A 26559-nucleotide genomic window follows, 5' to 3' on the forward strand; every position below is an offset into this window, starting at 1 on the left:
TACCGGTCTCTCCGGGAATATCCGCCAAAACTAATATACTATTCGACACATCAGCCGGGATTTTGATAGTTGGAATCCAAAATATTTATGTCTGTCAGCCAGGGGGCGCTGTAACGTGAGTCGATTACTGATTGATTTTAGACCAGAATTTGAAACGGACTCGAAACTGCCAATGCTGCTGGAAGGCAGTCTGGCCGAGCACGAGCAAATCTGGCTGTGGGACCACTTTTTTGCGTTGGTGATGCAGCAGTTGGCCGAGGATGAACTGGCCAATCACTTGCTGGAAACCCTGGGGCAGTGGGCTGGCGCCTATGCGACCAAAATATTTTTGCCGGTGAATGAATTGCACGCCGAGGGCGCGATGCGGCTGGATGGCAAGCTGACGATTGCGACCATCAGCGGCAGCGTCGACGAGTGCTACGTGATCCAGGCGCAACCTCGCGCCGGCGACTGGCCGCAAGTGACCGTCCGGTTGCCCGAACAGCCAACCCCCAACCGTCTGGCCTATGCCCCGATCGCGGTTGCGCAATTTTTTCTGAATAAAAATCCACTATTTTTCCGAGAGTTGCCGCTGCATATTTTGGCCATGCGCAAGTTTTATCAACAACACAGCCGGCGGGAGGCGAGCAGCGTCAGTGAGGCACCCGGCTATGCTTTCCAGATGGCCATGCGCTTTTTTGACGACATGCAGCGCAAGTCCTGATTGCCATGTCGTTACCGATTGAAGCCTATCTCGCGCCGCTGCAGCAGCTGCTGGTCCAGCATCCCAATGTCATTTTGCAGGCTGAACCCGGCGCGGGGAAAACCACCGTCGTGCCGCTGGCCTTGCTGCAGGCGCCGTGGCTGGCCGGCCAGCGCATTGTGATGCTGGAGCCGCGTCGTCTGGCGGCACGCAGCGTCGCGGTGTACATGGCCAGTTGTCTGGGCGAGGAACCGGGGCAGACCGTGGGATATCGCACCCGCATGGACAGCAAGGTGAGCAAGCAGACCCGGCTGGAAGTGGTCACCGAAGGTGTGCTGACGCGCATGTTGCAGGATGATCCTGCGCTGGAAGCCTATGGATTGGTGATTTTTGACGAATTTCACGAACGATCGCTGCAGGCCGATCTGGCGCTGGCGCTGTGTCTGGATGTGCAGGCGAATCTGCGCGACGAGCTGAAGCTGCTGCTGATGTCGGCCACCCTGGACAGCGATGTGCTCAGCCGCATGCTGGGGCAGGCGCCCGTGCTGAATTGTCCGGGCAGGCAGTTTCCGGTGACGGTGAATTACCGCCCCTGCGAGCCTCGCCAGCGCTGGGATGTACTGGTCAGCGTGATCATGCAGGCGTTGCAGCAACACGCTGGCAGCCAGTTGGTGTTTTTGCCCGGCAGTGGCGAGATTCGACGGGTGGAAGAAATGCTGCGCCAGCAATCGCTGCCGGCGGAGGTGCTGATTGCTCCGCTGTATGGCGATCTGGATCGGCAGCAGCAACTGCAGGCGATTACCGCGCCCGCGCCGGGGCGGCGCAAGATTGTGCTGGCGACCAACATCGCCGAGACCAGTTTGACCATCGAAGGCGTCAATGTGGTGATCGACAGCGGGCAGGCGCGGCAGGCGCGATTCGATGCTGACAGCGGTATGAGCCGGCTGCAGTTGCGGCAGATTTCCCAGGCTTCGGCGCGGCAGCGTGCCGGACGTGCCGGGCGTCTGCAGGCGGGGGTGTGCTACCGGCTGTGGGCGGAGGCCGAGCAAGCGCGGATGCTGGAATTTGACGATGCCGAAATCAAATCCGCCGACATGCTGCCATTGGTGCTGGAACTGGCGCAGTGGGGCGTGCGCGACCTGAACCAGTTGCGCTGGCTGGACGTGCCCAGTGCCGGCAGCGTTGAGCAGGCGCGGACGTTGGCGCGGCAGCTGGAGTTGCTCGACGAGCAGGGGCAGTTGACCGAACTGGGGCGGCAGGCGGCGAAGTTGGGCGTGCATCCCCGTCTGGCGCACATGATGCTGCGCGCCAGCCAGCTGGGGCTGGGCGAGGCCGCGTGCGAGCTGGCGGCGATGCTGGGCGAGCGACCGCTGCTGGGCAATCAGGAAGCCGACCTGTGGGAACATTTTCAGGCGCTGCAGGCCGCCAAGCGTGGCAAGTCGCGTCAGGATGCCGGACTGGTGCAGCGCATCGTCCGTCAGGCGGGGCAATGGCAGCGACAACTGGCAGGCAGTGGCGGCCAGATTCGTGAGGCGAGTCAGCTCGGTTTGCTGCTGGCACTGGCCTATCCTGATCGGGTCGCGATGTTGCGCAGTCCCGGCAGTGGCCGTTACCGCCTGAGCAATGGTCGTGGCGCGGCATTGGTGGCGCATCACCCGCTGGCAACACACCCATTTCTGGCCGTGGCCGAGCTGGGCAGCGACGCGGCCGAGCCGGTGATCCGGCTGGCGGCTCCGCTGCTGGAAGCTGATCTGCGCCAGCAGTTTGCAGCCCAGATCGAACAGTTCGACCAGGTTGGCTGGGACAGGGCCAGTGGTGCGGTGGTGGCGCAACGGCAGTGGCGGCTGGGCGAGCTGTTGTTGCAAAAACAGGAGCTGACACCGGATACGGCTCAGCGGCAGCAGGGTTTGCTGCAGGGCATACGCCAACAAGGTCTGGATTGTTTGCCGTGGGACGATGGCAGTCGTCAGCTGTGCGCACGGTTACAGTTGCTGCGCGAGTGGTTGCCGGAACAGGGTTGGCCGGATTGTTCGGCGCAAGCTCTGCTGGACACGCTGGAGGGCTGGCTGTTGCCGTATCTAGACCGCATGAACCGTCTTACTCACCTGTCGCAACTGAATCTGCGCGATATTCTGCTGGCCAGACTGGACTGGAACCAACAGCAACAACTGGAGGCATTGGCGCCTACGCATTTTGTAGTGCCGACCGGTTCGCGCATTGCCATCGATTACAGTGTCCAGCCGCCGGTATTGGCGGTACGGCTGCAGGAATTATTCGGCTATGACCAGCATCCCAGTATCGCCCAGGGGCGATTGCCGCTGACGTTGCATCTGTTGTCGCCGGCCATGCGCCCGGCGCAGGTTACCCAGAATCTGCCCGGCTTCTGGCGTGACAGTTATCAGTTGGTGAAGAAGGATTTGAAGGGGCGTTATCCCAAGCACTCCTGGCCCGATGATCCGCTGCAGGCGGTGGCGATACGCGGCACCAAGAAACAGTCAGGTAACCTGCCCTGAGTCGCAGCGAGACAATCAGTGCAAGCGCTGATGTGAGCGGTTGCTAGCGTCTTTTTGTCAAGCGATTGCCAAATAATTGTCAGACTTTTCCACAGCGAAAATTTTGATTGACAGCCATCGGTGAAAATTTCCTGCCTAACTTGGCTTGACTTATAAAATCGCATATAAAACATATAGTTACGTCATGGCTAGTTTTTTGATCAATTTAAAGTGGAGCACCATATCATGCGGGTTTGAGCCACTTTCCCCCAATGCATCCACATACTTATCCACAGGTTTTGTGGATAAGTGAAAAATTCGTAGGCAGATGCCTGAGTTAGCCTCGTTTGTGCAATTTGAGGGTGAATGATGCGCGGTATCTCTGGGGAAAATATCCGGGATGAGGTGTGGATGAGGGGGGAGTGAAAATGGGTTTGGGGGCGAGATTTGGGACTGGCGAGAATGGCGCGACTCTGGTTGGATGATTGGTAGCGCGGAGGGGGAGTTGTAGCTGGAACAGGCGTTTTATTGCTCGTGTGGAAAACCGTCGCGCGAAAGCTTGCGGAGGCAATCTTGGATTGTAGTTTGTCACCGAAAGTGGGTGTTTGCTAACGCCTTTTTGTCAATGCAAAGCCAATTTCTTGGCGAGGTTTTCCACAGCGGTCTTATTTTGTACGAGGAGCGCTGATTGGATGTCGGGAGTGGCTGGAATTTGATTTTTATTCAATAAATACAATAAAAACAGCTAGTTATAATTGAGTGAAAAATGATCAATTTAAAGCGTTGGCCGATTTGGCAAGAACAAACCCAGCTTTCCCCCAAGAGATGCACAGAGTTATCCACAGATTTTGTGGATAACTCTGGGGCTGTGAATGTTGTGGATGTCAGGCGACGCCAGTGACTGGATTTTTCGCCGCGCCGGTGCCAAGAGGCGGGTGGTTGTTGTCCATTTCGGTTTCGGTATCGAAGTCCATGGTTTGGTAGCGTGGTGCGAGGCGAGGGCTTTCTACATCGTCATTGGTGGCGTCGTGAGCGTTGCCCTCCAGCGGCTGGGTCAGTTGCTGTGGTGGGTTTTCGCATAGCACCTGGGCACCATTGCTGAGGTGTTGATAAATTTTTTGGTAATTGCTGGCCATTTCCTGCAGTAATTGCGCACTTTGGCTGAAGTGCTGGTCGACTTTTTGCCGGTAGAGCACTTGTTCGCGCTGCATGTCCTGCAGTTGGGCTTCCATCTCGGCGGAGCGTTTGCGGTAGTTTTTGAGGTAGAGGTTGCGGTTGACCAGTGCGCCAATGCCGGCGCCGGCGGCCAGGGCGATCAGGCCGACAACCCATGTGATGGCAGATCCTTCCATGATGTTTCCTCGCGGCTAGGTTGGGGGAGTCCCCATCCTACCCGGATTCCACTGGTCAGGCCAACGCCAACGGGCTATTTGAGTTTGGCTTGGGCGCGCAGTTTGCTGCGGATGAACGCGTCGTGCTTGAGGTAAAGCAGGTCGCTGATTTTGCGCAGCAAATGCTCTTCGTATCGGTCGAGATTGCCGTCGGCGTAGGCGATGTCCCACAGATACTCCAGCAGCAGTTCGCGCTGCTCGGGGCTGAAGTGGCGGGTTATCAGCGAAGTGAATTGGTGATAATCGGTGGCATCGCCGCTTTCCTGGCGGGCCAGTTCGACCAGCTCGTGGGTTTGCTGTTCGCTGAGCGAAAACTTGGCTTGCAGCGACTCGATCAGTGTCTGATGTTCCGACTGGTATTCGCGGTCGTCGACACGCATGACCTCAATCATCAGTGCCGCACTCGCCAGGTGCAGGCGATGCGTCTGATCAGTGCTGTCGCTGCTGTTTTGCAGGTGCTGGCTGAAGAAATCCTGGATGGCTTTGAGCACGCAATTCTCTCCGACGTGCCGGTTAGTCGCGTTTGTTGGCGCGGCTGACTTTGAGCTCGCGACCAAAGAAATCGGCGCCGTCGAGTTTGGCAACGATGTTGTCGGCATCCACGGTGTTGACTTCGACAAAGCCATAACCTTTGGGCTTGCGGGTGGCGCGGTCGGTCACAATGCGGGCATTGATGATAGTGCCGTGCTCAGCGAACAGCTTCATCAAGTTGTGGCGATTGGCGCGAAATGCCAGGTTGCCAACGAACAGGGTTTCGGTTTCACCGTTGCTGCTGATGGGAGCAGCGGCGCGGCTGTCGGCGGTGTCATTTTTGGCTGCGCGGGCGGGTGCGCGGTTCGGTGCTTTGGCGGCCGGACGCGGACGGGTGTTGGCCGTGGCGATGATCACTGTGGCAATGATGCCGCCCAGCAGTATGCCTAGGGACAAGGAACCTGCGGCTAGGCCGAGGACAGGCGCCAGGAAATAACTGGTGACCGCGATGATCGCTGTGATGGTCAGGGCTTTGGCTGCTGGAGTCATATGGGTTACTCAATTCGGGTTTCGGTTGGTGCTCGGGGCCTGGTACAACGCCGACTGTCGTTAATGGGCGCCATGCTAAAGGCGCGGATTATACCTGTATTTGCGGTGCGGCAATAGGTTGTTAGCCAAAATTGCTGATCTATAGCTGTAGATGAGTATTGCCCTGTAACTGATTGTTCATCAAGGCAGGAGGGCTGGCGTCTGTAGCTGCCTCCGGTATAGCAGCGAAAATTGGATTGGTCATCTGTCGGGGGACTGGCATATAAGGGTGATTACAAGTACCATAGCGCGTTTTTTGAACACGGGTTAATCAACGCATGGCGGACAAGCTTTACATTCTTACCAATGGTTGCCAGATGAACGAGTACGACTCCTCCAAAATGGCGGACGTGCTGGATCAAGCCTATGGCATGCAGGTGGTCGGAACGCCGGAAGAGGCCGATGTTTTGTTGCTAAATACCTGCTCGGTGCGCGAAAAGGCGCAGGAGAAGGTGTTTTCCCATCTGGGCCGCTGGCGCGAGCTGAAAGAAAAGCGTCCGGAATTGGTGATTGGCGTCGGTGGTTGCGTTGCCAGTCAGGAAGGCGAAGGCATTCGCACCCGTGCGCCGTTTGTCGACATTGTGTTCGGCCCGCAGACTCTGCACCGCCTGCCGGAAATGGTCAAATCCGTGCGCGAACAGCGCAAGCCCGTGGTTGATGTCAGTTTTCCCGAAATCGAAAAGTTTGATCGCCTGCCCGAGCCTCGTGCCGATGGCCCCAGTGCCTTTGTTTCTATCATGGAAGGTTGCAGCAAGTACTGCACGTTCTGCGTAGTGCCCTATACCCGTGGCGAAGAAGTTTCCCGACCTTTTGATGATGTGTTACTGGAAGTTTCCCAGCTGGCTGCCCAGGGTGTTCGCGAGGTCAATTTGCTGGGGCAAAACGTCAATGCTTACCGTGGCGCTACCCACGATGGTGGAGTTGCCGATCTGGGTGATCTGATTCGCTTTGTGGCGGCGATTGAGGGCATCGGTCGTATTCGTTTCACCACATCGCACCCGGTGGAAATGAATGAGAACATTATCTCGGCCTTTGTCGATGTGCCGCAGTTGGTCAGCCATCTGCATTTGCCGGTGCAAAGTGGTTCCGACCGCATTCTGGCGCAGATGAAGCGTGGCCACACCGCACTGGAATACAAATCCAAAATTCGCAAGCTGCGCGCCGCGCGTCCTGACCTGTGCATGTCGTCGGATTTCATTATCGGTTTTCCGGGTGAGACCGATGCGGATTTTGAAGCAACCATGAATTTAATCGCGGACGTGGGCTTTGATCTCTCGTTCAGTTTTATTTACAGCCCGCGTCCGGGGACGCCAGCGTCCGGTCTGCCGGATGACGTGCCGGCGGACGTGAAAAAAGAGCGTCTGGCGCTTTTGCAGCAGCGCATCAATCAGCAGACGCAGGACATCAGCCGTCGCATGGTGGGAACTGTGCAGCGCATCCTGGTGGAAGGGCCGTCGAGAAAAGACCCCAACGAGCTGCGCGGACGCACTGAAAACAACCGTGTGGTCAACTTTCTCGGCGATGCGTGCTGGATCGGTAAATTCGTTGACGTGCGCATCGTCGACGCTCTCCCCAACTCGCTGCGTGGTGAGTTCGTGGCCGGTGAGGGTGAAAAAGCGTTTAAAATGGCCGCTAACTTAACAGAGACACTAGCTTGAAAGGTTTAGACTCAATTTTGAATTCCCCCGTATCGTCGACCCTGGACTTTCACCTCGAGCCAGTGGACAACAGCCGATTGGCTAATCTTTGCGGCCAGTTTGGCGAACATCTCCGTCAAATCGAATCCCGTTTCGGGGTGCAGATCAATCACCGAGGCAATGCATTTCGCATCGTGGGCGTCGCTGACGATGCTCAGGCGGCGGCGTTGGTGTTGCAAAATTTGTATGCTGATACAGTCAAAGAAAGTTTAACCCCGCAACGAGTGCAGTTGTCGCTACAGGAGGCAGGTGTGGAAGTATTGCGTGATCCCAGTGCCGAACACAGTGCGCCATTGGAGCTGGTGTTGCGGCAAAAAGTGGTGCGTGTGCGTGGTGCCAATCAGGCCAGATACATTCAGCGCATTCGTGAATACGATATCAATTTTGGCATCGGTCCGGCCGGTACGGGTAAAACCTATCTGGCGGTGGCTGCGGCAGTGGAAGCGCTGGAAGACGAACGCGTCAGTCGCATTATCCTGGCCCGTCCAGCGGTGGAAGCCGGCGAGCGTCTGGGCTTTTTGCCTGGTGACCTGGCGCAGAAAATCGATCCCTATTTGCGGCCGCTGTACGATGCGCTGTATGAAATGCTCGGTTTTGATCACGTTGCCAAACTGATAGAGCGTCACATTATTGAAGTGGCACCGCTGGCCTTTATGCGCGGTCGTACGCTCAATGATGCCTACATCATTCTCGACGAGGCGCAGAACACGACCCGCGAACAAATGAAAATGTTTTTGACGCGGATTGGCTTTGGTTCCAAGGTGATTGTTACCGGTGACGTTACCCAGACAGACTTGCCGGACAAACGTGCCTCAGGTCTGCTGCATGTCACCACCATCCTCAAGGATGTCGAAGGTGTCAGCTTTACCATGTTTGAGAAAAAAGACGTGGTGCGTCATCCTCTGGTGCAGCGCGTGGTAGCCGCCTACGAAAAACACGAAAATGCTTGAGCTGGATGTGCAGTTTGCCGTGGACACGGCGGGTTTGCCTGACGAGGCGCAACTGCGTCAGTGGGTGCAGGCCGCGCTGGCGGGCGCAGGCTATCACAAGCCAGCCGAAGTAAGCATTCGCATTACCGATGCCGCCGAGATTAGCCAACTGAATCGCGACTACCGTGGTAAAGATTACGCCACCAACGTGTTGTCGTTTCCGATGGAATTACCCGAAGAATTAGATCTGCCGATGCTCGGTGATATTGTCGTTTGCGCCCAGGTGGTGGCGGACGAATCCCGCGAGCAGGACAAGGCGCTGATGGCGCATTGGGCCCACATGATCGTGCATGGCACGTTGCATTTGTTGGGTTTTGATCATATAACTGATAACGAAGCTGAGGAAATGGAAGGGCTGGAGCGTCAAATTCTGGCCACCCTTGGCTTCCCCGATCCCTACTAACATTAAGAAGAGATATGAAAGAAGGACGAAGTAGTAACGGCCTTGAAGGCCGTTCGTGGCTGGATAAAATCAGCCAGGTGTTTGGTGCCGAGCCCAAAGACCGAAATGACTTGATCGAAATTCTGCGTGATGCCGAACGCCGCGATTTGGTCGGCGGCGATGCCCTGGCGATGATTGAGGGGGTGATGCAGGTATCTGAGATGCAGGTGCGTGACATCATGATTCCCCGTTCGCAAATGGTGGTGGTGGAGCGCGATCAATCCCCAGAACAGTTCCTGCCCGTGATCATGGAGTCAGGACATTCCCGATTCCCTGTGATTGGCGACAGCCGCGACGAGGTGGTTGGCATTTTGTTGGCCAAAGACCTGTTGGGCTATTTTTCTACCCGCCAACAAGGCAGCGACAGCTTTGATATTCGCGACGTGATGCGTTTGCCGGCATTTATTCCGGAGAGCAAACGTCTGAACGTGCTGCTCAAGGAATTCCGCGCCAAGCGTAACCACATGGCAATCGTGGTCGACGAATACGGCGGTGTTTCTGGTCTGGTGACTATCGAAGATGTACTCGAACAAATCGTCGGCGATATCGAGGATGAGTACGATGTCGACGAAGATAGCTACATCATGAAATACAGCGAGAAGAAATTCTCGGTGAAGGCGCTGACGCCAATTGATGAATTTAACGACTACTTTGGTAGCAAATTCTCTGATGAAGAATTCGATACCATTGGTGGTTTTGTCCTCAACCGTTTTGGTCATTTGCCCAGTCGTGGCGAAGTGGTACAGATCGACAAGTATCGCTTTGAAGTGTTGCGTGCGGACAACCGCCGCATCCACCTGTTGCAGCTGACCAAAGTCTCAAAAAATAAATCAGAAAAAATCAGTGAATAATTCGTTGGCTTTTTTGCAGGGGCGCCGCGGCGACCTGACGGCGCTGCTTGCCGGTTTGATGCTGCCGATGGCATTTGCGCCGTTCAACATGTGGCCGCTGGCGGTTGTTTCGTTATTGATCCTGTTCATGGCCTGGCAGCAGGTGAGCGCCAAACGTGCGTTTTGGCGCGGCTGGCTGTTTGGCGTGGGCATGTTCACCATCGGTGTTTCCTGGGTGCATGTGTCGATGACACGGTTTGGCGGTGTGGACGAGCTGTTGTCCATGGCGCTGACGCTGTTGTTTGCCTTGTTCCTGGCGCTGTTCCCGGCCTTGGCTGGCGGTCTGGCGCGACGCTTTAAGCGCGTCGAACAGCAACCGTACCTGCAGCTGGTGGTGTTGATGCCCGTGCTGTGGGTGTTGCTGGAATGGGTCCGCAGCTGGATTTTCACCGGCTTTCCCTGGTTGACGGTGGGCTATTCGCAAATTGACAGTCCGTTGGCTGGTTGGGCGCCGGTGTTTGGCGTGTTTGGCTTGTCATTGTTTATCGCGATGTCAGCGGGACTGTTGGCGCTGATCTGGCTGCAGGGGCAGACGGTGCTCAGACGTACTGCGCCGGTGTTGGTGCTGCTGTGGTTGCTGCCACTGCTATTGATGCGGGTCGATTGGTCGAACCCTGCCGGCGATCCCATCAGTGTCGCGCTGGTGCAGGGCAATGTCAGCCAGGATCAGAAGTGGTTGCCGGAGCAGCGCATTCCGACGCTGGATTTGTACGCCAATCTCAGTCGTGAAAACTGGGGCACCGATTTGATCGTTTGGCCGGAAACCGCCGTGCCGGCGGTGTATCACCAGATCAAGCCGTTTTTGCATGCGGTAGCGCAGGAAGCGCGGATGAACGGCAGCGAAATGCTGGTCGGGATTCCGGTGTACGATCAGCGCACGAAGCATTTTTACAACAGCATGCTGAGTCTGGGTGGCGAAGAGTTATTTTACTTTAAACGTCATCTGGTGCCGTTTGGCGAGTACCTTCCGCTGCCGGATTTGCTGGGCGGTATTATCAACTTCTTCCAGATTCCCATGTCGGATTTTGAACCTGGGGACTCAGAGGAAGCACCGCTGCTGCGACTGGTTGGCCACGAGGCGGGCATTTCCATCTGCTATGAGGATGTGTTCGGCAACGAGGTGATTGAGGCACTGCCATCGGCGGCGTTTTTGGTGAACGCCAGCAACGACGCCTGGTTCGGCGACTCCATGGCCCCACACCAGCATTTGCAGATTGCGCGGATGCGCTCGTTGGAAACGGCGCGCTACATGTTGCGATCCACCAACACCGGCGTATCGGCCATTATCGACGCCAAGGGACAGTTGTTAGCCACCTCGCCGCAGTTTGCGGTGCATGTGCTCAAAGGGGAAATCCAGCCCCTCACCGGCATGACGCCGTTTGCGGTATTCGGCAACCTGCCGGTCGTTATCTTCTGCGTGCTTGGCGTGCTGGCCCTGATTCTGGTCAGCGTGTTTCGTCGTCCCAAGAGCAATTAGCCGCCTGGCTTCCAGGCGCACAACCTGCCAGTTGCTGGTGTTGATGCCAGCGCTGGTAGCAGTCCAGCCCGAAATAATGTGAAACGTATTCGTCAGCCTCGGCGTTGTAGCCGACGCTGGCGGGTATTTCTTTGAGGCAGACATCGCATCTGAGTGAAGTGTTGTTTGTGACGGTGGCCATAAAACCTCCTTTGGCGAGCGACCCGGGGGTCGAAAAGAATATAAGGTTATGCTAATATTTAATTTAGTACTACCTTATAAAGCAAGTATAGTGCGCGGTTGGGCGCGAGGAGGCAAAAAAATGACGTGGTTGGATAAATTACCGTTGTTCCCGCTGGTGGTGATTGCCATCATGCTGGCCCTGGCGCCCTTTGTGCCGGAGCCGCATTTGCTGGAAAAGCTGAAGATGTTGCTGGATGGCTCGCTGCAGCGGCCACTGGATATTTTTGACTTGCTGATGCATGCCACGCCGTTGTTGTTAGTGGTGATCAAGCTGATCAGACGCAACAAGGCTAAAAATTAAATTTCAGGCCGATCTGTTTGTTGTTGTTGACGAAGTTGAGCTGCATTCCCAGCGTGCTTAACTGAAAGGCGCGACGATACTTGTGCGGTATCAGGTAGGCCGCGCCGGTATGCAGGATGGCTGTTCCTAAAAAGTAGGAATTCACCTCCGCCAGGCTGGGACAGCGGCCCAGCAGCAGGTTGGTTTCGGAGTAGCTGCCACCACTGTTGCAATGCACCGAGATGTCGCGGGTTTGCCCCCAATCGGCAACGTGAGCGGTCAAATAGGCGCCCTGCCACATGCTGTCCTGGGTGCTCCACGCCTGTGCGGGACTCATGACTAACCATCCTCCCAGGAACATGATCAGGAAACGCCAAGCTCGGTGCATAATCCCCCTCCCTTGATGTGTCGGTGGATATCCGAGTTGTCGACACAGGATTTGCCAGGACTAAGCACAAAAACTGCGAACTGGGTCACAGAACGCAGGATTTGGCCTTGCTGCGGATGAAATTGGCTATTGCATTGATTTTCAGAAGGAAATCTTCAGGCCGATTTTTTTGTTGTTATTGATGGAATTGATTTGCAAGGCGAGGGTGCCCACCTGGAACATGCGGCGATAGCGGGGTGACAGCGTTTGGGCGATTTTGTAGTGCAGCACGCCAGTGGTCAGAAAATACACGTCGACAGTGGTGGTAGACGGGCAGCTGCCCAATAAGGGATTTTTTTCGTAGTAGTTCAAATCGCCGTTGCAGTGGGCAGCGATGTCACGGGTTTGGCCCCAGTCGGCGAGGTGGACCGCCATGTAGGTGGCTTCCCAGGCGGTGTCGTGGTTGCTCCAGTTTTCGGCGTGGACGGGGGTGGTCATCATCAGCAAAATGCTCAATGCTGCAAGTTGACGACCTACATATCTCATCCCACATACTCCCTGCCCAAACCACGTGTAGTTAATTTCGGCTGGTGACAGGGAGTGATGAAAATTAAAACCGTGACTTGGTTCTCACTTTGAAGGCGGCAAGATGTTTCTGGTGGAATATTGGGCAATTAGCCTTGTCGTGCCAGATAAGACATTAAAAACTCAAGAATTTCTACTCGGTTATAGGCTTCCTGCAGGTTGCGGCCCCAGACGGTGATGCCATGATCGCGAATCATCATTGCCGTCAGTTGACTGGGGTTGGTCTGGTAAAAGGCGCACATTTGCTCGGCGATGCGGGGAACTTCCAGAATGTTGTCGAACACCGGCAGGTCAATTTCTGGATTCTGCTGCCAGATATTAAAGCCCTTGATCATTTCCAGCGCCGGCAGGCGCAGCAAACCATCACGGGCGAATTTTTGGGTGGCGATGACTGCGTCTACCGTGTGCACGTGCAGGCAGGCGCCGGCATCGCTGAACTGCTGGTAGATGACCTGATGAATGCAGGTTTCAGCCGAAGGTTTGTTGCCCTCGGCCAGTTGTTCGAGCATGTCGCCGCTGTGAATATCGACGCGGACGAAGTCGTTTTCATCGAGTTGGCCCTTGGGCTTGCCGCTGGCGGTCAGCCAAAAGCTGTCCTCGTCATGGCGTTTGCTCAGGTTGCCGGCGGTGCCGAACATCCAGCCGCGCTGGTGGAATTGTTTGCCTACCTGGGCCAATGCCTGTCTGGCTGGCATGTCATCGAAAGTCAGGGCCATTTAGTCTAGCTTGCTCCGCAGTTGTTGCTGAATATCATCAAAATCGCGCCAGGCGCAGACCTTGGTTTGCCCCTGCATGTGGGCCAGTAGTTTATCACGGGCAAACACCAGATCTGCCTGTTGAGCGATCTGAAAATCTGACATGGAATCGCCAATGGCGATATTGAAATCCGCCCGGTAGCTGGCCATGACCGTGGCTTTGGGCATGGCCTCGCGGGCGTCATCGTAGGGCAGAACCAGGCGCAGGTGCTCGCCGTCGATTTCAGTTCGCAGGGCGTGCACGGCGTGGATTTTGTCCAGCCAGGGCTGCAGTTTGGTCAGGATGTAAAAGTCCAGACCGCTGGAGAGAATGACCAGCGGAATATCGCGCTGATGCAAAAACTCGACGAAGCGGTCAAAGCCCGCGTGCATGGGTTCGAGCAGGATTTGCTGGCTCATGCGCTCACGGCAGTCACTGGGCAGCAGTGCCGTCAGGTCGATCAGCGCCTGACGCAAACTGAGTTGACCAGCATCCAGTCGCGCCAGTATCGCCGGCGCTTGCTGTGGCAGCCATTGGACAAACATGCCACGCAAGGTTTCGTTGACGGTGATGGTGCCGTCAAAATCACAGAACACCATCAGCGGACAGGTCTTGTTGTCAGTCACCGCCCCATTTCTCCAGGGCTGTTTTCAGTTCTCGCGGGTGATCAACGGCGGCATTCAGCGGACGCTGGTGTTTGACGGCGTCCAGCGCCTGGAAGAAGGCGCGCACGCCGGCAGCAGCGCCCAGCGGGTGATCAAAAATGGCCGAGCCGGCATTAAGTGCGACGTCGTTGCCATAATCGGCCAGCGCGCGACGGGTAATGCCAGGGGTGACACCGGCTGAGGGCACGGGCAGCACTTTGCGTCGTCCGGCGGGTGGATTGCGCAGGATGTCGCGAATGCGAAACTCGCTCTGGGCGGCAAACGGCAGCGAGCCATAGTGTGCCGGCACCAGCACCGCGTCGGCTCCGCCATAGGCCATCAGGGTGCCGAGCAGTACGCTGTAGTCGATGCCGTAATCGCTGCTGCCGTCGGTGGCACCGCCAATGGCACCGGACAGCGCCGGGTGGGCAAAAATGGGCACTTCAACATCGGGATGGGCAGCCAGTGCTTCCAGTACCGAGTAGCCAAAGCACAGCACGTTGAGCAGCAGCGCATTGGCACCGGCGTCCTGCAGGCGGCGGGCAGTGTCGACGATCTGGTCGGCGCGGCCACTGATGTTGACGGCGTACAGCAGGTCTCGGCCCTGTTTTTGGCGCAATTCCTCAAGGACGCGATGACAGGCTTTGACTCGATCCAGGGTTGGCGCGGTGCGCAGGTCAAAGTTGATTTCGTCGTCCTTGATCAAATCCAGTCCCTCGGGCGCAACCTGGGACAGCAGATCGGCATGATCCTGGGCTGACAGACCCAGGGCGGGTTTGAAAATGGCCATGATCAACGGTCGGTCGTGAACCTCGAGCTTGGCGCGTATACCCTCAATGCCGAATTTGGCGCCGGTGCCGTAGTCGTCGGGCAACTCAATGGCCATGACGCGGGCGGGGCCGGCCAGGCTGAATTTGCCAAAAATCATGGTCAGCAGGCTGGCGATGTCGTTTTCGGTATTAATGCGTGGAAAACCAATGCGGGCAATATGACTGCCGTCGGCCTGTGGCTGGATGTCCAGCACCTGGGCGGTGTGGGCGGCCATGGCCTGGGCGCGGTGCGAAAATTCCGCACCCCATGAGCCAACGGTTTGGCCAATGGCAATGACCTTCGCCAGTTTGGCAGCGTCGGCACCGGCTGGAAAACGATAACTGACTGTAATCATCATATTGCTCCTAATCGGTAGCGATTAAAAAAGGCCCCGCAGGGCCTTTGCTTAATCTGCTGTGGCGGCGCTCCAGGGGAGGGTCTCGGGAGTAAACTGAATCTGTCGCTGGGTATATTCGGGTACCCAACCGCTGGTGTCGATGAAATAACGCACGGCTTTGATTCGACTGGAATCGCCCAGGGTGAACCAGTGCTCGGCGTTGGCGGGGACGTTGATGTAGTCACCGGCGTTAACCTCGACCAGGAATTGTTCGCCATCGGCAGTGACAAAACCAAAATAGCCCTTGCCGGCGAGGATGTAGCGCACTTCATCGTCCGCGTGGGTGTGGATGCTCTCAAACTTGGCCAGCAGATCGGATAGGCCGGGAATGTCTTCGTGCAGCACGATCATGTCGCGGGTGGTGTAACCCAGTTCGTCCTTGAGCTGATCAAAGTAGTGATTGACCGATTGCAGCAGGCTGGTTTTTTGGCTGTCATCCAGGGCTTTGGCCGCCAGTAATGACTGGCTGTCGGTATCGGTTGGGACTGGCCAGTAACGCAAACTGACATTCAGCGGCGCCAGGGTGGCTTGAATTTGTTTTAGGTCGTGGATCTGGCGACCGTCGGTAAAAATGATGCGAGCCATTGTCTCTCCTTCAGGAATGCGCGTTGATGTTCACGGCAACAGGCTGTCGAAGCGCAGATTTTATCACAGCGCCGGTGGATTTGTTCGAGGGCGGCGGAATGCCCGTCCCTCAATCCGAGAGGATTCTGTATACCATAGTTGCGGGCTTGTGTACTTGTTGTTGACCGTAAAATTGTGGTGAATCAGGCGAGAAAAATAGAGGCAAGCCCCAGGAACGCAAAAAAGCCAACCACGTCTGTCACTGTGGTGAGGATGACGCTGCCGGCCAGCGCCGGATCGGCACCATAGCGGATCAGCATCAACGGGATGGTGGCACCGGCGAGGGCGGCGACGATCAGGTTGGTGATGATTGCAAAGGCGATGATGGCGCCAAGGGAGACGCTGCTAAACCACAGCGCCGACAGCACGCCGATCACGATGGCCCAAATGATGCCGTTGACCGCACCCACCGCCAGCTCTTTGCGCAGCAGGATGCGGGAGTTGGTCTTGCCGATCTTGCCCAAGGCGAGGCCACGGGTAACCAGGGTGAGCGTCTGGCTGCCGGCGATGCCGCCCATGCTGGCGACGATGGGCATGAGTATCGCCAGGGCGACCAGATTTTCGATGGTGGCGTCGAACAGGCTGATGACCCAGGACGCCAGTAATGCAGTGAGCAGGTTGATCCCCAGCCAGACGGTACGGCGTTGGGCGCTGCGAACCACCGGCGCAAACATGTCGGTTTCTTCGTCCAGACCGGCCGAACTCATGTAGGTATGGTCGGCTTCTTCGAGGATAACGTCGACCACGTCGTCGATGGTGATCCGGCCCAGTACCCGCTGCTGGCTGTCGACCACCGGTGCCGAGACCAGGTTGCGGCGGGCGAACAGATCGGCAACATCATGGGTGGTGGCGCTGGCGAGGATCGCGGGGACATCCCGCAGCATGGCGTCCTTGACCTCCGTGTCCGGGTCCAGGGTCACCAGTGCAACCAGTGGCAGGATGCCAAGCAGTACGCCATCACGATCCACGACGACCAGCGAGTCAGTGTTTTCCGGCAGTTTGCCGCGGGTGCGGGTGTAGCGCTGTACCACTTCCAGGGTCACGTCCGGGCGCACGGTGACCGCGTCGATGTTCATCAGGCCGCCTGCGGTATCCTCGGAAAATTGCAGTACCGCTTCCAGGCGATTGCGGTTCTGCTCGTCCATGGACTGCAGCAGTTCGTTAATGACGGTTTCCGGCAAGTCGGGAAGAATGTCCGCCAGGTCGTCGGTGTCGAGTTTCTCGGTGGCGGCGAGCAGCTCTTCCTTGGCCATGTCGCCAATGAACAGTGCGCGGATTTCGTCATTAACGTAAGTGAGAATATCGCCATCAAGCGATGGGTCGACCAGTTCCCAGGCCCGCACGCGATGCTCGCGCGGCAGAGCTTCAAGCAGGTGGGCAATTTCAGCCGGGTGCAGGCTGTTGAGCAGAACGCCGGCGTCGGTGACATTGTCCTGCTGTAGCCAGCGGCTGATTTGCTGCAAGTGGTCGGCGATTTGATCCGTAGCCTGCATGGCCTGTCCTGTTGATGGGGGTGGTGACGAGTTATTCGTCTTCGTTGAAACGACGGTTGATGAGTTCTTTCAGTGCGGCTAATGCCGCATCGGCGTCATCGCCCTCGGCGCGCACGCTGATTTGACTGCCTTTGCCGGCGGCGAGCATCATGATGCCCATGATGCTTTTGCCGTTGGCGCAACGATCGTCCTTGCACAGCAGAATATCCGCCTGAAAAGCGCTGGCGGTGGCGACGAATTTGGCGGCCGCGCGGGCATGCAGACCTAGTTTGTTGATGATTTCCAAGTGCATTTCAGGCATGGATTATCTCTGTGGCTCGGGGCTGGCGAGTATGCCTTCGCGGCCGCCGCTCAAGGCTTTGGCAACCAGTTCGCTCAAGGTTAAGTGCGGGTAGTTTAACACGCGGATCAACATCGGCAGGTTTATTCCCGCCACCACAACGCAGCGACCTAGGGTCTGCAGCGCGCAGGCAATGTTGCTGGGCGTGGAGCCAAAAATGTCGGTCATGATCAGCACGCCATCGCCGGTTTGCAATTTGCGCCAGTGTTCTTTGGCAGAGGCTGTGATTTTATCGATGTCGCAATCGCAGGCGACGTTGATGACCGCCGCATCCAGCGGGCAAAAACTTAGGGTGTTGATGGCGGTATCCAGTAGCGCCTGACCAACGTGTTCGTGGGTGATAATCAATATGCCGACGGCCATGATTTACAAATCCCGGTTACGACTGAGCACAAGACCGCGTGGCGCAAAATGCGCTCTGAGCCGTTCGGTCATGTACACCGAGCGATGATGGCCGCCGGTGCAGCCAATGGCAATGGTCAAATAGGTGCGACTGCCGGCCTCAAACGTAGGAATCCAGCGTTCGAGAAACGTGCGGATGTCGTCGTACATCTGCTGTACGTCGTCATGCTTTTCGAGAAAATCCTTGATCGGTTGCTGCAAGCCGTTGAACGAACGTAGCTCCGGGTCCCAATAGGGATTGGGCAGACAGCGGACATCGAATACCAGATCGGCATCGACTGGAACGCCGTGCTTGAAACCAAACGACTGGAACATGATGGACATGTCGTGCGAGCTGCGGTTGGCGACGCGCTGTTTGATGAGCGCACGTAAATCGTGCAGGCTGGTCTGGGTGGTATCCAGATACAGGCTGGCTTCTTCGGAGACAATTTGCAGCAGTTGGCGTTCCTGGGCGATGGCTTCGGGCAGGCCGGTGGCATCGCTGGTCAGTGGGTGCTTGCGGCGGGTTTCGCTGAAGCGACGCAGCAAAATGTGATCGTCGGCATCCAGATAGATGACTTCCACATCCACGCCAGTGTCACGCAGTTCTTGCACGATACGCGGAAAATGTTTGAGTTCGTTGTGGCGGTTGCGGGCGTCGATGCTAATTGCCGCGTGGGAGTAGCACACGTCGGTGTTGTCGCACATGGAATTGGCAAACTGCGGCAGCAAGGTGATGGGCAGGTTGTCGATGGCGTAATAGCGCAAATCTTCCAGTACGTGCAGTACGGTGCTTTTTCCAGACCCTGACAGGCCGCTGACGATCACCAGTTTCATAGTGTGCGCACTATCTCCCCGCTTGCTGCGTTGCCGACATCGGCATGCAGCGTTAAGTTTTCCGCCAATGACACCTGGCGTTGATTGACCTTTGTGGCAAATTCTTCCACCAGCTCGCAAGCCTCTGGAATATCGGCCTGCAGTTCGAGCAGCGGAAAGGATTGCGTGCCCAGTTTGATCATGGACCCCGGCGGCGCAATCGGGCGCTTATGCTGCGCTATCCGAATGATAGCGTCAAGCGTTTGCGCGACAGGTCGTTGTGCGATGGAAAACGCCTTGGCCAGATCAATAAATCCCTGTTGGCGCAGATGCAGCCATTGAATGCGTCTGCGCGCGGTGCCGTGCCCTCTTAGTCCAAGCCCATCATTATAAAAATAGACACTGTCGTCAGCGATGATGGCATGGCCGCGCTGCAACAGTTGAAGGCTGAGGCTGGATTTGCCGCAGCCGGGTTCGCCCAGTATCAGTATGCCTCGTCCGTGGATGCGCAGAAAATTACCGTGGACGTACAATCGCGGTGCGCATCGCCAGGCCAGGGTTTGCGTGATACGAGTTATCAACTGCTGCGTGGGCATGCTGGCGCGGAAAACCGGCGGCAGCATCTGTGCCAGTGCAGTGGGAGGTTCGCCGCAGATTATCAGGGCAATGGTTGTGGTCGGGATTGGCTTGATGTCTGCGGAATATTGTTCGCTATCCAGCACCAATAGTGGGCCGACATGGCTGGCTGCAAATGGTGGTTCGAATGTGATGCTGTTTAGTGTAAGCGGGGCGGAATTGAGCGGTTGTAATTGCAGCTCGCGCTGGAGCTGTCGCAATAGCGATGCGGCGCTGACTGGCCGCGCCGCTATTGTGACTGTTTGGGTGCCCAATGGGTTAACAGGGTGTAGAGCTCGTCACTGCTGTGAGCGCTGCGAAGCTGCTGACGGAACTGCTCATCACGACACATTTCCGACAATGCGGCCAGAATCTGCAGGTGTTCCTGAGTGGATTCGGGTGGCACTACCAAGGCGAACAGCAGGTCGACCGGCTGGTTGTCGGGGGCATCATAGTCGATGCCTTCCTTTAGCTGGGCAAAAGCCAGCAGCGTTTTGTCGCTGGCTTTGAGGCGGCCATGCGGGATGGCCACCCCTTTGCCCAAGCCGGTACTGCCGAGGCGTTCGCGGTTGATCAGGCTTTCAAACACTTCCTGTTGATTGATGTCGGGCTCGTTGCTGGCGATCAACTCGCTGAGTTGCTCCAACACTCGTTTTTTACTGCCGGAGAGAATGTCACAGGCAATACGGTCCCGCACTAACAAATCGGAAAGTTGCATAGCTTTGTCTCTAACCTAAAAACCACACGACCGCTGCGCGGATTACTCTCCGGCGGCGGCGTTGGGTGCTGCACCGCGATGAGACTGAATTTTCTCTTTGTGCTTGAGAATCTGGCGATCCAGCTTGTCAGCCAGTGCATCAATGGCGGCATACAAATTTTCGTCGGTTGAGCTGGCGAACAGTTTGTTGTTGGCAACCAGAATGGAAGCCTCTGCTTTCTGCACTTGCTTTTCAACGCTCAAAATAACGTGGATGTCGGTGACGCGATCGAAGTGGCGGGTCAACTTTTCCAGTTTCTCTTGTACATAGCTGCGGATAGAATCAGTGATTTCCACATGGTGGCCGGACAAGTCAATTCTCATATCAATACTCCAATCGTGCTTATGCTAGTCGTTTACGTTCATTGGATGGCGGGATGACCAGCGCGTCGCGGTATTTTGCCACGGTGCGGCGGGCGACATTGATTCCCTGATCCGACAGAATTTTTGCGATTTTGCTGTCGCTGAGGGGCTTTCTGGGGTCCTCGGCGGCAACCATTTTCTTGATCAGTGCGCGAATGGCGGTGGACGAACATTCTCCACCACTGGCGGTACTGACATGGCTGGAGAAGAAATACTTCAGCTCGAAAATGCCTCGCGGGGTATGCATGTACTTTTTGTTGGTGATGCGCGAAATGGTGGATTCGTGCATGCCAACGGCTTCGGCAACATCATGCAGTACCAAGGCTTTCATGCCTTCTTCGCCCTGTTCGAGGAAGCCTTGCTGGCGTTCGACGATGCAGGTGGCGACTTTCATCAGGGTCTCGTTACGGCTTTGCAGGCTCTTGATTAGCCAACGCGCTTCTTGCAACTGACCCTGCATGTAGGTGTTGTCTGCGCTGCGATTGGCGCGCTGAATCAGGCTGGCGTACATCGAATTGATGTTCAGCCGTGGCGTGGCATCCGGATTGAGTGATACGTGCCAAGAACCATTGATCTTACGGACATAAACGTCGGGAACGATATATTCGGCCTGCCCTGATGCCACCAGGTTGCCGGGGCGGGGATTGAGGCCGTGAATGAATTTGACGACTTCACGCAGCTCATCCTCGTTAAGTTTGAGTTTGCGTTTGAGTTGTGCAAAATCACGTTCCGCCAGCAGCTCGAAATGGCTGGTCACCATGGCCTTGGCTTCCTGGTACCACGGAATTTCAGGGTCGAGCTGGGAAATTTGAATCAACAGGCATTCGCGCAAGTCGCGTGCGGCCACGCCGGGTGGATCAAAGTTCTGCACGCAACGTAGCACCGCTTCGACTTCTTCAATGTCGATTTCCAGTTCGTCTTTTAGCGATTCCCAAATGGCTTGCACGGTGTCGCCCAGGTAGCCGTCATCACTGACCGAGTCAATGATGGAGGTGGCTATGGCTTGATCGATTTCGGTCATGGGCGTCAGGCGCATTTGCCACAGCAAATGATCCTGCAGGGATTCCTGCTCGCAATTGCGGCTGTCAATGTCGCGGTCATCTTCATCGTTGAAGGAGCCGCTGCTATTGGAGTAGTTGGTGGGTTCGTAGGTGTCTTCCCAGGAGCTGTCGACGGGCAAGTCGTTGGGAATTTCATCAACTTTCAGATCAACCGTGGTTTCCTGGAAGTCGCGATCATCGGTGTTGGTGTTGCCCTCGGCGGCGCGGGTTTCTGCCTCGGTATGGGCATGTTCGCGTTGCTCGCCATCTTCGATCAATTCCAGCATTGGATTGCTTTCCAACGCATCCTGGATTTCCGATTTAAGCTCGAGCGTCGACAGTTGCAGGAGGCGGATAGCCTGCTGTAACTGCGGTGTCATCGTGAGATGTTGACCTAGACGAAGTTGGAGAGATTGTTTCACTACAAACTGCTCTCTGTTCCCTGATAGTTATAATGGAAAAACATCGTTTTTCGTTTAGTACCGATTATACATCATACCCGCCGGAGAATGGCTACTGTTTGTTTGTTGCTGGCGACAGGCCGTTCAAAGGCGGAAATTTTGACCAAGATAGACTTCTCGCACCAGCTGATTCTCCAGAATCCGCTCCGGCTGGCCTTCGGCGATGACCGTGCCCTGACTGATGATGTAGGCCCGTTCGCAAATCCCCAGGGTTTCGCGGACGTTGTGATCGGTGATTAAAATGCCGATGTTGCGCTGCTTTAGGTGACGAATGATGCGCTGGATGTCGATGACCGAAATGGGGTCCACGCCGGCAAACGGCTCATCCAGCAGGATAAAGCGCGGCTCGGCAGCCAATGCGCGGGCAATTTCCACCCGGCGACGTTCGCCGCCCGACAGGGCCATGCCCTGCGAGTCGGCGATGTGGGTGATCTGGAATTCCTGCAGCAGTTCTTCCAGTTTGGCCTGGCGTTGTTGCTCGCTGAGTTCGGGCCGTCCCTCAAGTACGGCGAGGATGTTTTCCTCGACGGTGAGTTTGCGAAAAATCGATGCCTCTTGCGGCAGATAGCCTATGCCCAGTTGTGCCCGCTTGTGCAGTGGGTAGCCGGTCAGGTTTTGCTCATCCAGCAAAATATTGCCCGCGTCCGACGGAACCAGGCCGACGATCATGTAGAAACTGGTGGTTTTGCCCGCGCCGTTGGGGCCGAGCAAGCCCACCACTTCGCCGGCATTGACCGTCAGCGAGACGTCTTTGACCACGTGACGGGATTTATAGCGCTTGGCCAGATTGTTTGCGACGAGTGCCATGAGGGGAATTATTCCTCCAGCGTACTGGGCTGGATTACGACTTGTACCCGCTGGCTGGATTGGTCGTCACTTTCGGCGCGCACGTAGCTCTGATTGAGGTCGTAAAGGATGCGATTGCCGCTGAACATGTTCATGCCCTGGTTGAGGCTGGCGCTCCGGGTCAGGATCAGCTTGCCGTCACGCGCCAGATATTCGAGCTGTAGCGCCTTGGCGACGACATCGAGCTTGCCTGCCTCGGGTTTTTGGCGGAACGTCGAGGGCTTGCCGTTGGCGATGATTTTGACCAGTACGCGGTTTTCGGTGTGGACGACGATGTTGTCCGCCGTCAGGCGAATACTGCCCTGGATGAGTTGCACCTTGCCGCTGTAGGTGCTGACGCCATTGCGGTCATCAATGTCGACCTGGTCGGCTTCGATGTGAATGTTTTGTTTGGAGTCATCCGGCAGCGCCCAGGCGTTGCTGGCGACTATCCAGGTAATGATCCATAGCAACTTACGGCTGAACATAGGTGCCTCGTACCTTGGAGTGCAGTTGCATTTGTCGGCTGTCGAACAACAGGTGCATGCCGTGGGCTTGAATCGTGGCCGAAGCGTAGTAAATCTGTACCAGCCCAGGTGCGTAGCTGGTGCGGGTATTCATGTCGACATTGAGTTGATCGGTTTCGACCTGCAGGTAGCGCGCGGCATGGTCGGCCAGTTGTTCGATGCGGACATTGTGGTTGAGTGTGAGCTGGCCTTTCAGCAGTGAACCCTGTTCGGCGGTCAGGCGCCACAGCGGCTGGTCGTCTTGCAGAATGGTGATGTCGGGTGACTGCAGTTCCGTGTGGCGATCGGCAAAATGAGCCAGGCGCGAACCGCTCAACTGCTTGGTCAGCTTGCCCTGTTCATCGGTTTCGCTGAGGCGAAAATTTTCCATGTAGTAATCCGCTTCCTCGTTCAGCAGCGCGCTGGTGTCAGCATTGCGCAACTGCTGTTCGGTTTCCGTCAGCCACAGAATGACGACGACCGCCAGCAAAAGCGCAATGATCAGGGTGGGCTGCAGGCCACGGGAAAACGCCATGGGTTATACCAGATAGTGTTGAAGTTGCGATTCTAGCGTGGATTGGGCTTCCATGATCAGTTCGCAGACATCACGGGCTGCGCCCTGGCCACCCAGGTTGGGGGTTTGCCAGTGGGCGTGTTTTTTGACCAGACTGTGGGCATCCTGCACCGCGATGGCCAGACCAACTTTGAGCATGACCGGCAAATCAACCACATCATCGCCGACGTAGGCCACTTGCTCAGGACTGAGCTCGAGCTTGCTGATCAGTTCGCGAAACGCCGGGACTTTGTCTTTTTGGCCCTGGTAGACGTGTTTGATGCCCAGCTCATTCATCCGGTGGGTGACGATGCCGGAGGTGCGGCCAGTGATAATGCCAACGTTGACGCCAGTGCTTTGCAGCATTTTCATGCCGTGACCGTCGCGGGAATGAAAGGCTTTGATTTCGTCGCCGGATTCGGTGACGTACAGTCGGCCGTCGGTCAGAACACCATCGACATCAAAAATAACCAGTTTGACCTGGGCGGCCTTGGCCAGAATATCGCGCATTAAACCACTCCTGCTCTGAAAAGATCGTGCATGTTGAATGCGCCGACCACTTGATTATGTTCGTTGACCACGGGCATGCCGTTGACCTTGCGTTCTTCCATCAGCTTGAGCGCTTCGGCAGCCAGTGCTCCCTGCTGAATGCGCACACCGTCGCAGGTCATGATGTCCTGAATGCGAGTGTTATGCAGATCGGGCTGATGTTGCAGCAGGCGGCGCAAATCGCCATCAGTGAACATGCCCAGCAGGTTGTTTTGTGCATCGACCACGGTGGTGAAACCCAGTCGCTTGGCACTCATCTCAATGATGGTTTCGCTGAGCGTGGCATCGGCACTGACCTGCGGGATGTGCTCGCCAGTTTGCATGATGTCATCGATCAACAGCAACAGGCGACGGCCCAATGCGCCACCGGGATGAGAGCGGGCAAAATCTTCGGCAGTGAAGCCACGGCTTTCCAGCAGGGCAACGGCCAGCGCATCGCCCATGGCCAGGGTGGCGGTGGTGCTGGCGGTGGGGGCGAGTCCCAGTGGACAGGCTTCCTGCTCAACGCTGATGTCCAGATGGACGTTGGCATTGCGCGCCAGGGTCGAATTCGGATTGCCGGTCATCGCCACCATCGGTACGTTTTGGCGCTTGATCAGCGGCAAAATCGTCAGGATTTCGCCGGTCTCGCCGGAGTTGGAAATCGCCAGAACCACATCCTTGATGGTGATCATGCCCAGGTCGCCATGGCTGGCTTCGCCGGGGTGAACGAAAAAGGCCGGACTGCCGGTGCTGGCCAGGGTGGCGGCGATTTTGCCACCAATGTGGCCGGATTTGCCCATGCCGACCACAACGATACGGCCTTCGCAGGACAGCAAGGTGTGGCAGGCGCGGACGAAGCTGTTGTCCAGTCGGTCTTTCAGGCGGGCGACAGCGCGGGATTCAATATCGAGTACCGCTTTGCCCATGTCGATCAGGGCCTGATCGTGAGGGGTGCTGGCGGGCAAAATGCGTTTTTCGCTGAGGGTCATGCCTTTTTTTCCGGGTAGCCGATTTCGGTTAATTTGGCGGACAACTGCGTCCGATCCAGGGGCTCGCCCTGTACCGTGACCTGGCCGGAGGCCAGATCGACGTCAACGGCCTGGATGTTGGCCAACGCGCCCAGTTTGTTTTTGATGTTGGCGACACAGCCGCCGCATTTGACGTTGGCTACGGTAAATTGTTCGGTGCTCATCAACGCTCCTTAGGCGGATGCCATGTAGTAAATGGTGCCAAGATAGCCCAGAAAAATCGCCAGCAGCGATCCGCCGGCCACTCGTCCTATCTTGCCGCCAGTGCCCCGTTGGCCTTTGGCCATGAAATACAGCAAAACCGTCAACAGTAACATGACCGGAATGTCGCGGGTCATGACCTCCACATCCAGGGCGGCGGGGGCGATCACGGCTGGAATTCCCAGAACCGCCAATAAATTGAAGATATTGGAGCCGATTATGTTGCCGATGGCAAGGTCGTCTTCACCCTTGCGCGCACTCATCACTGTGGCGGCCAGCTCGGGCAGGCTGGTGCCGATCGCGACGATGGTCAGGCCGATGATCAGGTCACTGACGCCCAGGGCTTGGGCAATGGCGACCGAACCCCAGACCACCAGACGGGCACCGATCAGCAAACCTGTCAGGCCGATGACCAGCCACAGAATGGATTTGTTCAGCGGTAATGACTGGGGAAGTTCGTCGGTGACTTCCTCGGTCATGGGATCTTTTTGCATGCGTTGCTGCTGCGCCAGATGAATCATCCACCACAGGAAGCAGAGCAAACCGCCGAGCAATAATATGCCGTCAATGCGTTCGAACTGGCCGTCCAGGAACAGCAAAATCACCAGGGCCATGATGGCCATCAAAATGGGAAATTCGCGGCGAATCAAATCCGAATGCACTGCCAGCGGCAGCATCATTGCGGTCATGCCCAGAATCAGGCCAATGTTGGTGATGTTGGAGCCGATGGCATTGCCGACAGCCAGATTGGTGTTGCCTTCCATTGCGGCAATGGCGCTGACCAGCATTTCCGGTGCGGAGGTTGCCCAGCCGACAACGATCAGGCCGATGATCAGTGGCGATACGCCCAGGGTGCGCGCCAAACT

General features: G+C 56.6%; 33 protein-coding genes. 8 read left to right on the top strand and 25 right to left on the bottom strand.

Annotation, left to right across the window (positions count from 1 at the left end):
- The first annotated feature begins 115 nt into the window (after positions 1 to 115).
- Together OEW58_07200 and hrpB are read left to right on the top strand one after the other, a co-directional pair.
- Positions 116 to 703 (top strand): hypothetical protein, encoded by a 588-nt coding sequence (locus OEW58_07200; GenBank protein MDH5301131.1) that lies wholly within the window; start codon positions 116 to 118, stop codon positions 701 to 703.
- 5 nt (positions 704 to 708) lie between these two features.
- A complete protein-coding gene (hrpB, locus tag OEW58_07205) occupies positions 709 to 3195 on the top strand; it encodes an ATP-dependent helicase HrpB (GenBank protein MDH5301132.1) in 2487 nt (828 codons plus the stop codon).
- Positions 3196 to 4058: 863 nt separating this feature from the next.
- Here hrpB and OEW58_07210 read toward each other — a convergent pair.
- From OEW58_07210 to OEW58_07220, 3 genes are all read right to left on the bottom strand, one after another.
- The gene (locus OEW58_07210) at positions 4059 to 4526 is read right to left on the bottom strand and encodes a YhcB family protein (GenBank protein MDH5301133.1); all 468 of its coding nucleotides are present in this window, start codon (positions 4524 to 4526) and stop codon (positions 4059 to 4061) included.
- Between the two features lie 74 nt (positions 4527 to 4600).
- A complete protein-coding gene (locus tag OEW58_07215; protein ID MDH5301134.1) occupies positions 4601 to 5056 on the bottom strand; it encodes a TerB family tellurite resistance protein in 456 nt (151 codons plus the stop codon).
- Positions 5057 to 5078: 22 nt separating this feature from the next.
- Positions 5079 to 5585, bottom strand: coding sequence for an RNA-binding protein (locus OEW58_07220; GenBank protein ID MDH5301135.1), 507 nt, complete (start codon positions 5583 to 5585; stop codon positions 5079 to 5081).
- Between the two features lie 317 nt (positions 5586 to 5902).
- Here OEW58_07220 and miaB point away from each other — a divergent pair, with 317 nt between their 5' ends.
- Genes miaB through lnt form a run of 5 tightly spaced genes read left to right on the top strand, consistent with a single transcriptional unit; the run spans position 5903 to position 11119 of the window.
- Positions 5903 to 7282 (top strand): tRNA (N6-isopentenyl adenosine(37)-C2)-methylthiotransferase MiaB, encoded by a 1380-nt coding sequence (gene miaB / locus OEW58_07225; protein MDH5301136.1) that lies wholly within the window; start codon positions 5903 to 5905, stop codon positions 7280 to 7282.
- Between the two features lie 14 nt (positions 7283 to 7296).
- On the top strand, positions 7297 to 8271 hold the full coding sequence (locus OEW58_07230; GenBank protein MDH5301137.1) for a PhoH family protein: 975 nt from the start codon (positions 7297 to 7299) through the stop codon (positions 8269 to 8271).
- Positions 8264 to 8713: an rRNA maturation RNase YbeY gene (ybeY, locus tag OEW58_07235; protein MDH5301138.1), complete on the top strand. Its 450-nt coding sequence runs from the start codon at positions 8264 to 8266 to the stop codon at positions 8711 to 8713. Before OEW58_07230 ends, ybeY begins: the two co-directional genes overlap by 8 nt.
- A gap of 14 nt (positions 8714 to 8727) precedes the next feature.
- On the top strand, positions 8728 to 9603 hold the full coding sequence (locus OEW58_07240; GenBank protein MDH5301139.1) for a CBS domain-containing protein: 876 nt from the start codon (positions 8728 to 8730) through the stop codon (positions 9601 to 9603).
- A complete protein-coding gene (gene lnt / locus OEW58_07245) occupies positions 9596 to 11119 on the top strand; it encodes an apolipoprotein N-acyltransferase (protein ID MDH5301140.1) in 1524 nt (507 codons plus the stop codon). The genes OEW58_07240 and lnt overlap by 8 nt, the downstream gene beginning before the upstream one ends.
- On the opposite strand, the gene OEW58_07250 is transcribed toward lnt, so the two are convergent.
- Positions 11088 to 11300 (bottom strand): DUF3330 domain-containing protein, encoded by a 213-nt coding sequence (locus tag OEW58_07250; protein ID MDH5301141.1) that lies wholly within the window; start codon positions 11298 to 11300, stop codon positions 11088 to 11090. The genes lnt and OEW58_07250 overlap by 32 nt on opposite strands.
- 120 nt (positions 11301 to 11420) lie before the next feature.
- Between OEW58_07250 and OEW58_07255 the strand changes: the two genes are divergently transcribed.
- Positions 11421 to 11642 carry an RND transporter gene (locus OEW58_07255; protein ID MDH5301142.1) on the top strand — a complete coding sequence of 74 codons (222 nt, stop codon included), beginning with the start codon at positions 11421 to 11423 and terminating at the stop codon, positions 11640 to 11642.
- Here the strand turns inward: OEW58_07255 and OEW58_07260 are convergent.
- The 21 genes from OEW58_07260 to OEW58_07360 form a co-directional block, all read right to left on the bottom strand.
- On the bottom strand, positions 11632 to 11958 hold the full coding sequence (locus tag OEW58_07260; GenBank protein MDH5301143.1) for a hypothetical protein: 327 nt from the start codon (positions 11956 to 11958) through the stop codon (positions 11632 to 11634). The genes OEW58_07255 and OEW58_07260 overlap by 11 nt on opposite strands.
- A gap of 192 nt (positions 11959 to 12150) precedes the next feature.
- Entirely contained in the window at positions 12151 to 12534 is a 384-nt protein-coding gene (locus OEW58_07265; GenBank protein ID MDH5301144.1) for a hypothetical protein, read from the bottom strand.
- Positions 12535 to 12662: 128 nt separating this feature from the next.
- Positions 12663 to 13289 (bottom strand): methylthioribulose 1-phosphate dehydratase, encoded by a 627-nt coding sequence (gene mtnB, locus OEW58_07270; GenBank protein ID MDH5301145.1) that lies wholly within the window; start codon positions 13287 to 13289, stop codon positions 12663 to 12665.
- Positions 13290 to 13934: an HAD-IB family phosphatase gene (locus OEW58_07275; GenBank protein ID MDH5301146.1), complete on the bottom strand. Its 645-nt coding sequence runs from the start codon at positions 13932 to 13934 to the stop codon at positions 13290 to 13292.
- Complete coding sequence (locus tag OEW58_07280) at positions 13927 to 15120, bottom strand: RuBisCO large subunit C-terminal-like domain-containing protein (GenBank protein MDH5301147.1); 1194 nt, start codon at positions 15118 to 15120, stop codon at positions 13927 to 13929. The genes OEW58_07275 and OEW58_07280 overlap by 8 nt, the downstream gene beginning before the upstream one ends.
- A 48-nt stretch (positions 15121 to 15168) precedes the next feature.
- Positions 15169 to 15744 (bottom strand): cupin domain-containing protein, encoded by a 576-nt coding sequence (locus OEW58_07285; GenBank protein MDH5301148.1) that lies wholly within the window; start codon positions 15742 to 15744, stop codon positions 15169 to 15171.
- A 182-nt stretch (positions 15745 to 15926) separates the two neighbouring features.
- Positions 15927 to 17276 (bottom strand): magnesium transporter, encoded by a 1350-nt coding sequence (mgtE, locus tag OEW58_07290; GenBank protein ID MDH5301149.1) that lies wholly within the window; start codon positions 17274 to 17276, stop codon positions 15927 to 15929.
- 31 nt (positions 17277 to 17307) lie between these two features.
- The gene (locus OEW58_07295; GenBank protein MDH5301150.1) at positions 17308 to 17577 is read right to left on the bottom strand and encodes an HPr family phosphocarrier protein; all 270 of its coding nucleotides are present in this window, start codon (positions 17575 to 17577) and stop codon (positions 17308 to 17310) included.
- Positions 17578 to 17580: 3 nt separating this feature from the next.
- Positions 17581 to 17979 carry a PTS fructose transporter subunit IIA gene (locus OEW58_07300; GenBank protein ID MDH5301151.1) on the bottom strand — a complete coding sequence of 133 codons (399 nt, stop codon included), beginning with the start codon at positions 17977 to 17979 and terminating at the stop codon, positions 17581 to 17583.
- Positions 17980 to 17982: 3 nt separating this feature from the next.
- A complete protein-coding gene (gene rapZ / locus OEW58_07305) occupies positions 17983 to 18834 on the bottom strand; it encodes an RNase adapter RapZ (GenBank protein MDH5301152.1) in 852 nt (283 codons plus the stop codon).
- A complete protein-coding gene (locus tag OEW58_07310; protein MDH5301153.1) occupies positions 18831 to 19649 on the bottom strand; it encodes a hypothetical protein in 819 nt (272 codons plus the stop codon). Before OEW58_07310 ends, rapZ begins: the two co-directional genes overlap by 4 nt.
- 29 nt (positions 19650 to 19678) lie before the next feature.
- Positions 19679 to 20146 (bottom strand): PTS IIA-like nitrogen regulatory protein PtsN, encoded by a 468-nt coding sequence (gene ptsN, locus OEW58_07315; GenBank protein MDH5301154.1) that lies wholly within the window; start codon positions 20144 to 20146, stop codon positions 19679 to 19681.
- 42 nt (positions 20147 to 20188) lie between these two features.
- Positions 20189 to 20509, bottom strand: a complete 321-nt coding sequence (raiA, locus tag OEW58_07320; protein MDH5301155.1) for a ribosome-associated translation inhibitor RaiA — start codon at positions 20507 to 20509, stop codon at positions 20189 to 20191.
- 19 nt (positions 20510 to 20528) lie between these two features.
- Positions 20529 to 22010, bottom strand: a complete 1482-nt coding sequence (locus OEW58_07325; protein MDH5301156.1) for an RNA polymerase factor sigma-54 — start codon at positions 22008 to 22010, stop codon at positions 20529 to 20531.
- 123 nt (positions 22011 to 22133) lie between these two features.
- Positions 22134 to 22865: an LPS export ABC transporter ATP-binding protein gene (gene lptB / locus OEW58_07330; protein MDH5301157.1), complete on the bottom strand. Its 732-nt coding sequence runs from the start codon at positions 22863 to 22865 to the stop codon at positions 22134 to 22136.
- Complete coding sequence (lptA, locus tag OEW58_07335; GenBank protein ID MDH5301158.1) at positions 22865 to 23362, bottom strand: lipopolysaccharide transport periplasmic protein LptA; 498 nt, start codon at positions 23360 to 23362, stop codon at positions 22865 to 22867. The genes lptB and lptA overlap by 1 nt, the downstream gene beginning before the upstream one ends.
- A complete protein-coding gene (gene lptC / locus OEW58_07340) occupies positions 23349 to 23915 on the bottom strand; it encodes an LPS export ABC transporter periplasmic protein LptC (GenBank protein MDH5301159.1) in 567 nt (188 codons plus the stop codon). Before lptC ends, lptA begins: the two co-directional genes overlap by 14 nt.
- Before the next feature lie 3 nt (positions 23916 to 23918).
- A complete protein-coding gene (gene kdsC / locus OEW58_07345) occupies positions 23919 to 24443 on the bottom strand; it encodes a 3-deoxy-manno-octulosonate-8-phosphatase KdsC (GenBank protein MDH5301160.1) in 525 nt (174 codons plus the stop codon).
- On the bottom strand, positions 24443 to 25390 hold the full coding sequence (locus tag OEW58_07350) for a KpsF/GutQ family sugar-phosphate isomerase (GenBank protein MDH5301161.1): 948 nt from the start codon (positions 25388 to 25390) through the stop codon (positions 24443 to 24445). Before OEW58_07350 ends, kdsC begins: the two co-directional genes overlap by 1 nt.
- A 59-nt stretch (positions 25391 to 25449) precedes the next feature.
- Complete coding sequence (locus OEW58_07355; GenBank protein MDH5301162.1) at positions 25450 to 25656, bottom strand: heavy-metal-associated domain-containing protein; 207 nt, start codon at positions 25654 to 25656, stop codon at positions 25450 to 25452.
- A gap of 9 nt (positions 25657 to 25665) precedes the next feature.
- A partial coding sequence (locus tag OEW58_07360; protein MDH5301163.1) for a calcium/sodium antiporter occupies positions 25666 to 26559 on the bottom strand: 894 nt, incomplete at its 5' end.

This window comes from Gammaproteobacteria bacterium (assembly GCA_029884425.1).
Taxonomy (GTDB): domain Bacteria; phylum Pseudomonadota; class Gammaproteobacteria; order S012-40; family S012-40; genus JAOUHV01.